Annotated in this window: 5 protein-coding genes; all 5 read left to right on the top strand. The window is 66.6% G+C overall.

The features are described from left to right. Positions 1 to 270 precede the first annotated feature (270 nt). Positions 271 to 915, top strand: a complete 645-nt coding sequence (locus tag ACQP1G_RS33190) for a hypothetical protein (protein WP_433193614.1) — start codon at positions 271 to 273, stop codon at positions 913 to 915. Between the two features lie 417 nt (positions 916 to 1,332). After that, positions 1,333 to 2,070 (top strand): zinc ribbon domain-containing protein, encoded by a 738-nt coding sequence (locus ACQP1G_RS33185; protein WP_433209042.1) that lies wholly within the window; start codon positions 1,333 to 1,335, stop codon positions 2,068 to 2,070. A gap of 79 nt (positions 2,071 to 2,149) precedes the next feature. Then, on the top strand, positions 2,150 to 3,442 hold the full coding sequence (locus ACQP1G_RS33180; RefSeq protein ID WP_433193613.1) for a bifunctional RNase H/acid phosphatase: 1,293 nt from the start codon (positions 2,150 to 2,152) through the stop codon (positions 3,440 to 3,442). A 315-nt stretch (positions 3,443 to 3,757) separates the two neighbouring features. Next, positions 3,758 to 6,232, top strand: coding sequence for an FAD-dependent monooxygenase (locus ACQP1G_RS33175; RefSeq protein ID WP_433193612.1), 2,475 nt, complete (start codon positions 3,758 to 3,760; stop codon positions 6,230 to 6,232). A 186-nt stretch (positions 6,233 to 6,418) separates the two neighbouring features. Continuing rightward, on the top strand, positions 6,419 to 13,651 hold the full coding sequence (locus ACQP1G_RS33170) for an amino acid adenylation domain-containing protein (protein WP_433193611.1): 7,233 nt from the start codon (positions 6,419 to 6,421) through the stop codon (positions 13,649 to 13,651). The last annotated feature ends 187 nt before the right edge of the window (positions 13,652 to 13,838 follow it).

Here is a 13,838-nt window from a genome sequence, read left to right as displayed (position 1 = left end):
CACCTCGTGTACTGAGAGTGCAGCCCACATAATGCGGATGCGGGGTTGCCGACAGCGAGCATCGTTCGGCGAGCCGGGATTCCGCGTGCTACGGGGTGGCTCGGATGTGGCCCAGTGGCGAGCCGGGATGCTGTGGACGGGGGACGGCTCGACGGTGTCACCGCCCGAACTATCCAGTGCGGCGGCGTGTTCGGGGCGTGTCGCGACTGTTGCCGGGAGTGGTGTGTAGTTCGGCTGAGTCGACGCACCGATCCGGGGTACAACTACCGCATGAATTTCCCGGTGGACTTCGGGATCGTGCAGATCGGGCTGATGCTGATCATCCTGGTTGCGGTCGCGTTGCTGATATCGGCGCTCGTGATGGTGCGCAAGGTCGGTTTGCGGGTTTTGATCGGGCGCGGCGCGGGCGGACTAGGGCTGCTGGTCGTCGCCGTGGTGCTGCTGTGGGTGGTGACGCTCATGCAGACGTTCCTCGGGTTGAGCGGGGAGATCAAGGCGGCACATGTGGTGGTGAGTCAGGTTGCGGGCCAAGACCATCGGCTCGAGGTCGATCTCACCCTCTATGGCGACGAAGACCATCCCGATAAGCACGAGAAATATCAGGTCGAGGGTGACCTGTGGGTGTTGCAGGCCAATATCGTCGAATTGAAGCCATGGGTGAACGCCCTCGGCTTCCACTCCGGCTACAAGGTGACCCGCCTCTACGGCCAGCGCCTCGACGGCGTCGCCACCACCCAGAACCAGATCTTCGTCAATGGCGACGATCAAGACTTCTTCAACGATATGCGCACTCACAAATGGTGGACCGACCCCTTCGTCCGCTCCGCCTACGGCAACGCCGTCATCGCCACCCCCGGCACCTACGACGTCTTCATCTCCCGCGACGCCATCAAAACCCGTGCCCCGGGGAGCTGACGGACAGCTGGTTGTCGGGTAGAGCCGTGTGAGGGTCGTGGGCTGGTGCGCCGCCGGACTCGCCCGAACCCGGCCCGCGAAAATCCAGCCACGACGCCGGGTGGAGCATGTTCTCGCGGCTGTTGCAGGAGAAAGCAGCAGACGTTCCACCAGATCGAGCGCTGGTTCCGGCGCAGCGCGATGAAGTAGGACCCCACCCAGAGCGCCAACAGGCGCTGGCACGACTCCCCGGCCTTCAGGCCGAGGAGGACGTCGATAAATGACGCACCAACCGCTGGTTCCAGGCACTTCTCCCGCCGGCTGACGTGGCTCGGACCGAATCACCCACCATTCGGGGTACGGTTGAACACTGGTATCGCCGCCCTCCCGCGGCTCGCGTGCCCCCATCCGTCCATAGCGTCCAGGAGTTTGTCCGCGTTGAATGTCGAACCGCCTGTCCAGGCCAAGCTGCTCCAGCTCGCCGCCATCGACGCCGAACTGACGCGGATCGCGCATCGGCGCACCGTGCTGCCCGAGCAGCAGGAGGTGGCGCGGCTGGAGACCGAGCGGAATGCGCACAAGGATGCGGCGGTGGCGGTCGAGATCATGTTGGACGATCTCGACCGCGATATGCGCAAGCTGGAGGGCGAGGTCGATGCGGTGCGCAAGCGCGAGGAGCGCGACCGCGGCATGTTGACCGCCGGCTCGGTGGGTGCCAAACAGCTTTCGGAGATCCAACACGAGCTGGGCAGTCTGGAGCGGCGCCGTTCGGTGCTCGAGGACGAGTTGCTGGAGGTGATGGAGCGCCGCGAGGCCTCGGCGTCCGATCACGATCACGCGGGTGCGCGGCTCAGCAAGACCGAGCAGGACCTCGCCGACGCGCAACGGCTGCGCGATGAGGCATTGGCGGATCTCGAGGTGGCGCAGGGCCGTTGCGATGGCGACCGCAAAGATTTGGTCGCGCTGTTCCCGGCCGAACTGCTCAGCATCTACGACCGTCAGCGCACCCAGCACGGCGTTGGCGCTGCGTTGCTGCAGGCCCGCCGGTGCGGTGCGTGCCGGATCGAGCTGGACCGCGGCGAGATCGCGCGGATCGCCAAGACCGAGCCGGATGTGATCGTCCGTTGTCCGGAATGCGGTGCGATCCTGGTTCGTACCAAGGAGTCGGGTTTGTGAGGTTTCCGGTGCGGGTATCAGTACTCGCGTCGGTCCGCTCCCAGCGACGGATGTTCGGCTGAAGAGGACAAGGGAAACAATGACCCAGCGTGAGGTGATCGTCGAGGCCGACGGCGGTTCCCGGGGCAATCCGGGGCCGGCCGGTTACGGCGCGGTCGTCTTCGATTCCGATCACACCCGCATCCTCGCCGAACGCAGGGAATATATCGGCATCGCCACCAACAATGTCGCCGAATACCGTGGGCTCATCGCGGGTTTGGAGGCGGCGGCCGAGCTCGGCGCGCGGGTGGTGTCGGTGCGGATGGATTCCAAGTTGGTCGTCGAGCAGATGTCCGGGCGCTGGAAGGTCAAGCACGCGGCCATGATTCCGCTGGCCGACCGAGCCCGCAGGCTGGTCACCGGATTCGATTCGGTCACCTTCACCTGGATTCCGCGCGCCGAGAACTCCCATGCCGACCGGCTCGCGAATGCGGCGATGGATGACGGCACACTCATCGGCGAGGTGAACGCCGCCGAGCGGCAGCTGCTCGATGCCGGGGCGGCCTCCGCCACATTGGCGGAGGAGGTGCGCGAAGCCGAAGAGCAGCTGCTCAGCTGGACCGAAGAACCTTCGATATCCGCGCGCGGCGTCGAAGAGGAGTCGTCGAGCTGGATCGATGAAGTCAGGGACGCGCAGTCGACCGCAGCCGATTCTCGAGCCGCCGAAGGCGAGACACCGCCGACCGCCGCCGAAAGTGCGCCCGGCTGGACCGGCGCGACCGGCCGCCCGACGCGGTTCCTGTTGCTGCGCCACGGCCAAACCGCGCTCTCACTCGAGCGGCGCTACTCCGGCCGCGGCAACCCGCCGCTGACCGACCTCGGCCGCGAACAGGCCGCCCGCGCCGGGAAAATGCTCGCCGCGAAGGGCGGTGTCGCCGTCGTGGTGACCTCCCCGCTGGGCCGTGCCCGGGAGACCGCCGAAGCCGCCGCCACCGCACTGGACGTGCCGATGCGCGTCATCGACGGCCTCACCGAAACCGACTTCGGTGCGTGGGAGGGCCTCACCTTCTTGGAAGCGGCGCAACGAGATCCGCAGCTGCACGCCCGCTGGCTGAGCGATCCCTCGATACCCGCGCCGAACGGCGAGAGCTTCGACCAGGTCCGCGAACGAGTCGAGGCGGCCCGCCGCGATCTGGTCGCGCGGTATCCGGGCCAGAACATCGTGGTGGTCAGTCACGTGACCCCCATCAAGACCCTGCTGCAGCTCGCGCTAGGCGTCGGCCCGTCACTGCTGTATCGCCTGCACCTGGACCTGGCGTCGCTGTCGATCGCGGAGTTCTATTCGGACGGCGGCTCATCGGTTCGCCTGGTCAACGACACGTCCTACCTCTGAGGAACTTGGGCATCCGACCAATCCGTACGTTTCGCGAACCGTGAATTATGGCGTATAGCAACGGATTCGGCCTGTCGAAAGGGCCCCTTTGGGGTGAATCTCACACGGTAACGTTTCAGACACGGTTATAGCGGTAGGCTTCGGGACGGTCAGGCACAGGCATCCCGCCCCGGCCTGTCTGGTCGGGGATGACATCAGTCTTCGAACAGTGCTGCTCGGGGGGATGAGAGCTGGCGAGCAGCGTGGCTCGGTGGTCGCTTCGAAAGGTGAAGGCGTCCTGTGCTGTCGAGTGGTTCGATGGAAGCGCAGGTTCGAATGAGTAGTCCGATCAAGGTTGTCGTGCTCGGTGCGGGGATCGGTGGGCTCACCACGGCCGCCGCATTGCGACAGGCGGGCTTCGCGGTCGAGCTGTATGAGGCGGCTCCCGAACTGCGTGGCCAGGGATTCGGACTTTCTGTGCAGGCCAACGGCATCAACGCGCTGCGCGCGATCGGCCTCGGCATCGAAGAGGAACTGTTCGAGCGCGGCGGCAAGGTCGAGACCTTCCGCTTCAACAACCCGGACGGCACGCCCATTCGCGTGCTCCCGGTGCATCGCCAGGACGATCGCCTCGGCGCGCCGAGCGTCGCACTGCACCGCAAGGATCTGCACGCGGTGCTGTTGCGTGCGATCGGCGACACCCCGACTCATGTTGGCGCACAAGCGACTCGGTTCATCGACGATGGTGACCATGTGCGCGTCGAATTCGCCGATGGCCGCATCGCCGAGGGCGATCTGCTGATCGGCGCCGACGGCATCCGCTCCGTGGTGCGCGCCCAGCTGCACGGCCACGCCGAACCGCGTCCCGGCGACTTCGTCGCCTGGCTGGCCTGCATCCCGTTCGAACATCCGGCCGTGCCCCGCGGTTACTCCGCCCACTACTGGGGTACCGGAATGCGTTTCGGCATTCACGACATCGGCCAGGGCCGGGTCTACTGGTGGGGCACCATGACCATGCCGGGCGACGAGGCCGCCGATTGGCAGGGGACCAAGGAAGATCTGCAGCGGCTCTACGCCGACTGGGCGCCCGAAGTGCGCGCCTGCATCGATCGAACCGAATGGGCCGATGTGCTCGCCGTACCCTGCCAGGACCGTCCGCCGCTCGCGGGCTGGGGCCGCGGCCGGGTGACCCTGCTCGGTGACGCCGCACATCCCATGCTGCCCAGCCTCGGCCAAGGCGCCAACTCGGCCATCGAGGACGCGGTCGTGTTGGCCCATACGCTGAAGACCTCGCTGGATCCCGTTGCGGGCCTGCGTCGTTACGAGCAGGTGCGCGCCGAACGCACCGCCATGTTCGTCAATGGCTCGTGGTCGCTCGGCAAGATCGAGCAGACCACCGATCCCAAGTTGGTGAAGCTGCGCGACACCTACTTCCGGCACGCACCCACGGAATTCTTCCTGCGCGAATTGGCCAAGCCGATGTCGTTCCCACCGCTGGCGGGACCGACCGTGCGGCTGCCGCGTCCGCTGTCCCCCGTGGAACGGTGGCACTGGATCGCCGATCAGCTTGCGCCGCTGCACATTCTGGCCCGGGTTCGGGTGCACGGGGCGATCACCGCCGAACAGGTTCGGACCGGTCTCGATGAGGTGCAGCGCCGACATCCGCTGCTCGGTGTCGCGGTGGCGGCCGAACCCGACTGCACCGCACCGCGTTTCGTACCGGTGTCGACACCGATTCCGCTGCGTGTCGTCGAATCCGCGGATCAGCGGACCTGGCTGACCGAGGTGGACGAGGTCGAACTGCGCGAGCCGTTCGACTGGCACCGCGGCCCGCTCGCGCGCGCCGTGCTGATCACCGATTCGACCGGCGAGACCAGCGATCTGGTCATCACCCTGCACTATGCGATCGCCGACGGCGAGAGCGCGATGTCGGTGGCCAAGCAGGTGCTGCAGGTCGCCGCTGGTGAGAGCGCCGAACTCGAGCCCGCGCCGGTCCGGCCGGGTCCGGAGGCGCTGTTCCCGGCAAAGTTCCAGGGCGTCAAGGGCTTCGGCCGCACCGTGGGGTCGCTGCTGCGTGATCAGAAGTCGCAGCTGAAGCGTCCGCGCCGACTGGAGCCGACCGAATTGGCCCCGCCCGCGCGGCGGCGCAGCCGGGTCGTGCACCGCAGCCTGAACGCCGATCAACTCGACGCGATGACCGCCGGTTGCGAGCGCAACGGCGTCGGGCTGCAGGCGGCGCTGTCCGCGGCGCTGCTCATCGCGGCGGCCCGAGAGTCGGGCACCTACAGGGAATCCTGGTACACCGTCGGCAGTTCGGTGAACTTCCGCGGCCATCTCGACGGTGCGGTCGCCGATACCGAGGTCGGCACCTACCAGGGCATGATCGCGACCCCGGCGAAGTACGCGCCGTGGTCGTCGCTGTGGCAGATCGCCAGCGAGATCGAGCGCGAGTACGGCGCGAGGATGGATCGTCGCGACCACCTCGCGGCGCTGAATCTGTTGCAGGTCGCCGCACCGAAGTCGGTGGCCGTCAGCGCATCGACGGTCAAGCTGATGGACACCCGCGGTCCGGGCCATCTGTGCATGACCTACCTGGGCCGCTACTCGTTCCCGGACAAGATCGGCTCGTGGCAGCTGACGGGTGCGCAATTCGTCTCGGGCATGTCGGTGAGCGGCTTCATCATGGCCACCGCGAATGCCACGCACGGCGAATTGTCGTTCAATCTCGGCTATGTCGAGCCCGCGGTATCTCGCGAGCGCGCAGAGCGTCTCGCCGATGAGAGTGTGCGTGCGCTGCTGTCGGTGATCTGACAATGCGGGCCACACGCGCCCGCCCGTAAACGACCGCGAAGTCCGGCATCGATGACGATGCCGGTGATTCGCGCTATCTGAAAACTGGATACAAGTGGTAACTGCTTTGCGTTCGGCGTCGACAGGGGTGGGTCCTGGACAGGTTTGCGCACGGTATGTGCCGCGACCGTCGCGATAGGAGTGACTGTGACGTCCGAAACCAGCGCAACCCCGGAAAGACCCAACGAGGCATGGCCGGTCAGCGCGTATCAGCGCGATGTACTCGGCCTGGCGTTCAGGTTGGCGCCGGAACCCGTTGCCCAACAGACCTATAGCCTGCGCATCGATGAGCCGCTGGAGATCGAGCGGCTGCAGGCGTGCTGGCAGCGGGCGCTGCTGAGTGATGACGCACTGCGGCTGCGCTTCGCGTTCGAGAACGGCGAATTCCGCCAATGGATTTCCGACGATATTCCGCCGGTCGATGTCATCGACCTGACCGGGGCGCCGGATCCCGAGGCCGCGGCCCAGGAGTGGCTGTGGCGTGAGGTCGGCGCACCGGAGCGGCCGGATCGGCCCGCACGGCTGGCCGCGGTGGTGGACCGGCCGGACCGGTTCTTCCTGTTCATGTCGTTCCATCACGCACTGGCCGACGGCTATGGCATGAATCCGGTCATCGCCACACTCGATACCAGCTACAAGATGAAAGACGTTCCGCTCGACCAGCTCGCGGTGCCCGAGCCCGCCAACGAGCACACCGATCGTTCGGTGGCCACCTACCTGCGGATCATCGAGGACGATGAGGCATACCGGGCCTCCGAGCAGTACCAGGCGGACCGAGACGGACTGCTCGCCGCACTCGACGGCGTCGAGCCCGCGCTGTTCCCCAACCGGACCATCTCGCCGAGAATCGCACGCGGACACTACAACACGATGATTTCGGGGGAGTACCTCGACCGTGTTCGCGCGACCGGCGTCACCGTCTTCGCCTACCTGACCGCCGCGGTGGCAACCTATCTCGCGACGATCCACCGCACCGACCAGGTGGTGATCGGCGTCCCGATGCTGAACCGGCATTCCGCGGAGACGTACCGCACTCAGGGCCACCGCGCCAATGTCGTCCCGCTGCCGGTGCGCGTCGATCGGGACGTGCCGCTCGCTCGGATCGCGGAACAGGTCACCCAGCAGATTCGGAAGCTGAAGAAGCATCAGCGATTCCCGTACGGTGAGCTGACCCGCGCGTTGAATCCGGATCCGGCCGCGCCCCCGCTGTACGACGTCGCCTTCTCCCATACCAAACTGCCCGATGCCGATTATGTCCACGAGCTGATCTCGAAGTGGACGGTGCACAATCCGGGTTCGGTGACCAACGCGCTCACCATCGTCACCGCGGAGAACGGCAGGGACGGCTCGCTCAGCCTTCAGCTGTTCTACGACAAGGACGTTTTCGACGCGAGCTTCCCGATCGAATCGGCGCTGCGCGGCGTCGGCGAACTGGTCACCGCGGCGTTGGATCGTCCGGAGACCCCGGTCGGCGCGCTGCCGCTGCTGTCGGAGCGGATGAGCGCGGAAGTGGCGGCCTTCGAGGCGGGGCCACGTAGCGAGTTCCCCTACACCACCATTGATCGGCTCTTCACCGAACAGGCCGCCGCCCACCCGGAGCGAGTGGCCATTGTGCCCGCCGATTCGGGTGAACCGCGGCTGACATACGCCCAATTGTCCGGTCTGGTAAATGGTTTCGCGGCCCGGCTGCGCGAACTCGGCGCCACCGGCAACGAATGCGTTCCGGTGGTCCTGCCCCGTTCCACGGACATGCTGATCGCGGTGCTCGGAATCCTGCGTGCCGGTTGCGCTTATGTGCCGCTCGATCCGGACTATCCGGCGGCGCGCATCGCGACCGTCCTCGCGGACTGCGATGCGCGGTTCGTGGTCGCCGGACGCGAGCACGCGCTGGTCTACGCCGATCTCGGCGTCACCCGCGTCACGGTGGCCGACACCGTGCCCGGCACCGTCGAAAACGTCTCGCATCCCCACGATCTGAGCTATCTGATCTACACCTCGGGCTCGACCGGCGTGCCCAAGGGCGTGATGATCGAACACCGCTCGGTGGTCAACCGGCTGACCTGGATGCAGCGCCGCTATCCGCTGGCCGCCGACGACGTCATCCTGCAGAAGACGCCCGTCACCTTCGACGTTTCGGTGTGGGAGTTGTTCTGGTGGGCCAGCACCGGGGCCAAGGTCGCACTGCTCGAGGTCGGCGGCGAACGCGATCCGCGCCGCATCGCCGAAGCCATCGAGGCGCATGCGGTGACCGTCATGCATTTCGTGCCGTCCATGCTGGCCGCCTTCGTGGACGAGCTGGCGGCCGATCGCACCATCGTGGCGCGCATCGCCGGTCTGCGCCGGGTGTTCTGCAGCGGTGAGGCGCTGCCGCCAGCACTGGTCCGCCGCTTTCATGCGGCCTTCGCCGCGGTCGGGCAGCAGCCGCCGCAGCTGGTGAACCTCTACGGCCCGACCGAAGCCACCGTCGATGTTTCGTATTTCGACTGCTCGCACGATGATTCGCTCGATCTGGTGCCCATCGGCCGTCCGATCGACAATATCGACCTGCTGGTCCTGGACGAATCCGGACGCCGCATGCCCATCGGGGTGCCCGGTGAACTCAATATCGCCGGTGTCGGCGTCGCACGTGGTTATCGCGGCCGCCCCGATCTGACCGCCGCCGCCTTCGTCGACGATCTGACGGTGTCCGGCCGCCGTCGCTACCGCACCGGAGATCTGGCGCGCTGGCTGGCCGATGGCACCCTGGAGTATCTGGGCCGCTTCGACGATCAGGTGAAGATCCGTGGTAACCGGATCACCCTCGGCGAGGTGCAGAACGCGATCCTCGGCTGCCGCGGTGTGCGCGCCGCAGCCGTGCTGGACGAGCAGTCCGACACCCACGGACTGCATCTGGTCGGCTACTTCGTCGGCGATACCGTGACCGGCGACGAGATCGCCGAACAGATCGCGACCCGCCTGCCCCGCTACATGATTCCCACACGATTGCTGCGGGTGGACCGGATTCCGTTGACCCGCAACGGCAAGGCCGATCGGAAGGCGCTGGCCCGCGAGGCGGTGGCCGCGGAGCATGCGGGCATTGTCGGCGCCGTCGAACCGCGGACACCGGTCGAGGCCGAGCTGGCACAGGTCTGGCGGACCGTGCTCGGAATCGACTCCATCGGCGTACACGACAACTTCTTTACCCACGGCGGCGACTCGATACTCGCGCTATCTGTGCGCACCGCCGCCGAGCGGGCCGGGTTGTACTTCGATGTGGACGCTTTCTACGAGCATCCGACCATCGCCGAGCTGGCCGAGATCGTCTCGGATGGTCCGGACGGCAATCGAATTCGGATCGCCGATGCGCTGGAGACGGTGCCGCTGATCGACCGCGCTGCGCTGCATCGAGCCGAGGACGCCTTCCCGGCCACCGCGCTGCAGCTCGGCATGCTCTTCCACAGCATCGAGCGCACCGATTCGGTGACCTACAAGGACGTATTCCGCTACCGCCTCGATATGCCATGGGACGCCACGCAATTCCGCGCCGCATTCGACCGGCTCGTGCGCCGTCAGCCCGCGCTGCGCTCGTCGTTCGAGCTGAGCAAATACTCGGTGCCGCTACAGGTCGTGCACACCGCGATCGAATACGAGCTGGATATCGTCGATATCTCCGATATCGATCCGGTACTCGCCGATCAAGAGGTCGAGGACTACATCCAGGAGCGCAGGCACGCGCACTACGAGCTCACCCGCGCCCCGCTGCATGCCGTGCGGGTATTCCTGCGTCCGTCCGAAGGTGCGGGCCGGACCGTCGATCTGGTGCTCGGCTTCCACCACGCGATCCTCGACGGGTGGAGCGTCGCGACCTCGGTGCTCGAGCTGTTGCTCGACTACCTGAACACGCTGGGGCTGATCGAAACCGCCATCGATGACACCCCCCATGCGGCCACCGTGCTCGCCGAGTACGCACAGGCCGAAATCACCGCGGTGCACGATGAGTCGGCCCGTGCGTTCTGGCGGGACACGCTGGCGGGTGCCGAACCGACGGCGCTGACCGCATTGGGTGTGCACGAGGGCGCCGTGGTGGAGGAACCGCGGGCCAGCGCGGTGGTGCCGCGCAGGCTCGCGGAGCGCGTGACCGCCTTCGCCGCCCGGCACCAGGTGCCCGAGAAGGCCGTCTACTTGGCGGCGCACTGCCTGACGCTGCGGACGGTGACCGGTCGCGCCGATATCACTACCGGCGTCGTCAGCCACGGCCGTCCCGACCGGGCGGGCGCGGAAAGCATTGCGGGCCTTTTCCTCAACACACTGCCGATGCGACTGGACGATACCGCGACCACTTGGCGCGCGGCCGTCGACCAGATCGCGCGCCGGGAGCACGACGCATATCCGCACCGGCGCTATCCGCTGCGGTCGATGCTGGCCGATGGCGGCCCCGCCTTCGAGACGGCGTTCAATTTCATCAACTATCACCTCTTCGCGCCGATCGTCGGGGCGCAGGGAGTCGAACTGCGCGATTTCGACGTTCGCGAGGACACCAACTTCCAACTCCTGGTGACGGTGGCCAATGATCCGCGCGATGGCCGAATGTGGGTGCGGGTCAACGGCGATCACACGCTGACCAGGGATCAGTGCGAGACCGTCGCGGTCACCCAGCTGCGCATGCTGGCGAGTATCGTCGCGGATCCGGATGCCGCGATCGATCGGAGCACCGGTCCGGCGACCGCCCGGGATGTCGGCACGCTGGTCGCCGATGCGGCCGCACTCCACCCGGACGCGATCGCCGTACAGGGCGACGAGTCGAGCCTCACCTACGACGAACTGATCGAGCGCAGCGATCGACTGGTCGAGCGGCTCAGCGACTTCGGCATTCGGACCGGCGATCGAATCGGCATGCTGATGGGCCGTCGCCCGGAGCTGGTGCTGCTGGTGCTAGCGCTCATGCGGCTGGGTGCGGCCGCTGTGCCACTCGATGTCAGCTATCCGCGGTCCCGGCTGAACCTGATGATCGACCGCGCTCGCCCGCACCGGGTGATCGCCGACGCCGACTACGCCGATATCGTCGACAACGCCACACTCGTACTCGACACCACCGCACTGTTCGACCTGACGGCAGTCGACAGCCGTGCCGAAGTCGCTGTCCCGGAACTCATCTCACCCGATGAGGTCGCCTATGTGCTGTTCACCTCCGGCTCCACCGGCGAACCCAAGGGCGTCGCCATGCCGCACCGTGGGCTGAGCACACTGGTGGACTGGCAGAACCGCAGCGCATCGGGCATGGACCTGGCCAGCACACTGCAATTGGCGCCGTTGAGCTTCGATGTGTCGTTCCAGGAGATCTTCACCACCCTGGCCGCGGGGTCCACGCTGCGGGTGAGTTCGGTGGATCTGCGCGCCAACGTCGAGGAACTGCTGAATACCGTTGTCGCGGAGGGTATCGAGCGGCTGTTCCTGCCCTATGTCGCCCTGCAGGCCTTCGCCGAGGCCGTGGTGGCCCGGCGGATGTTCCCGGTCAACCTCAAGGTGCTGGCGTCTTCCGGTGAGCAGCTGCGCATCACCGACGAGATCCGCGCACTGTGCAAGGTGGTGCCCGGCCTGCTGCTGGAAAATCAGTACGGCCCAACCGAATCCCACGTGGCGACCACCTGCACGCTGACCGGTTCGCCCGACGACTATCCGTCGCTGCCGCCCATCGGCCGCCCGGTCGACGGCGATACCGTCGAATTGCTCGACAGCGCACTGCGTCCCGTCGCGGACGGCGTGATCGGCGAGATCTACCTGGGTGGCCGGTCCCTCGCACGCGGCTACCAGGGCCGTCCGGCACTGACCGCACAGCGGTTCGTGGCCACCCACGGCGGCGCGATCCTCTACCGCACCGGCGATCTCGGTGTGCGGCTGGCCTCCGGCGATCTGGTCTGCCTCGGTCGCAGTGACAGCCAGGTCAAGATCCGCGGCTTCCGAGTGGAGCCCGCCGAGGTGGAGCTGTGCATTCTCGGGTTGGTCGAGAAGTATCCGACCATCACCGAAGCCGCCGTGGTGGCACGGGGTTTCGGCGGTATCGATGGTGCGCTGATCGCATTCCTCGTCGGCGACGCCGACCAGACCGATCTGGCCGCGCTGCGTCACGATCTGCGCGGGGTGCTGCCCGCGCATATGGTGCCGTCCCGGTTCGTCTTCCTCGACGAACTGCCCCGCACGCCGAGCGGTAAGCGCGACGACGGCGCCATGCGCTCGATTGTCGATGTCGTGCCGGAATCGGCTGCCGCACAGCGGGAACCGGCTGATGAATTCGAACGCTGCGCTGTCGAACTCCTGGCCGAATATGCCGGTCTGCGCTCGATCGGACTCGACGACGATTTCTTCGCCTCTGGCGGCACCTCCATCGGCGCCATGCGTGTGGTGATGGGGCTGTCCCGGCGCTTCGGCGTCGATGTACCGCTGGATTCGTTCATCGGTGCGCCGACCGCCGCCGAACTCGCGGCGCTGATCCGGTCGGGCAATACCCAGCGCACCTTCGACCCATTGGTGCCGATCAGCGTCGGCGGCCATAAGCCGCCGTTGTTCCTGGTGCATCCGATCGGCGGAAATGTGCTGTGCTACTTGGCTCTTGCTCGCTACCTCGATCCGGATCGGCCGGTCTACGGCCTGCAGGCGGCGGGGGCGGATCCGGGCAGTACGCCGGAGAAGTCGGTCGTCGCGATGGCGCAGTCCTATCTGGCGGCGGTGCGCCGGGTGCACCTGGAGGGCCCGTACCACTTGGCCGGCTGGTCCTTCGGCGGCAATGTCGCACTCGAAATGGCGCGTCAGCTGCCCGAGCACGAGGTGGCCAGCGTGACGTTGCTGGACACCATGGCGTTGCGTCAGCAGGCCCGCGAACCGATCGCCGAGGAGCAACTCATCCGCTGGTTCTTCCTCGAATTGCTGTGGTACGCCCGCGGAAGTCAGGCCGCGCTCGTCGATTTCGAACCCGACGTTCACGGTTCGGAGGAACTGTTCGAGGTGATGCTCGCCGAGGCGATCAGGTCCGCGATCCTGCCTGCCGACAGCTCACCACAGGCCATCCGCAGGCTCTACGACGTGTTCTACGCCAACTACACGGCACTGCTGGAGTACCAGCTCGAACCCTACGACCGCGACATCACCCTGCTGCGGGCCGAACAAGGCCTGCCGCCCGGCGTCGATATCGCGCATCAGGCCGTGGGCAGCATGTTCGACAGCGAGAACAACGGGTGGCAGCAGTATGCGGGCCGGCGCTTCACGATGGTATCGGTGCCGGGCGATCACCTGCACATGATGACCGAACCGCATGTCGGTGAGGTCGCTGTGCAGCTGGACGCCGCGCTGGCGGCGGCCGATCCGGATCTGGATCGGGAGCTGGGCGCCGAAATGCTCGACGCCTGACCCGTACGACCCGACCGTTGTGCACGGCGATCCGCATAACGGTCGGGCTCGGCACTATGGCGGAGTCGGCGCGGTGCACGTCATGGTGAACTACAGTTTCGAGGTGGCCGCAGCTGTCGGGGGACGGCTCTCCATCGTGTGTGCGGTTGGCCAGCGCCTGAGTCGATTCCGATGTCGGCCAGCGCTT

This window comes from Nocardia sp. CA-107356, from assembly GCF_050946365.1.
Lineage (GTDB): Bacteria > Actinomycetota > Actinomycetes > Mycobacteriales > Mycobacteriaceae > Nocardia.
Note: the sequence above shows the minus strand (reverse complement) of the source record. Positions and strands in the feature narration are given on the sequence as shown.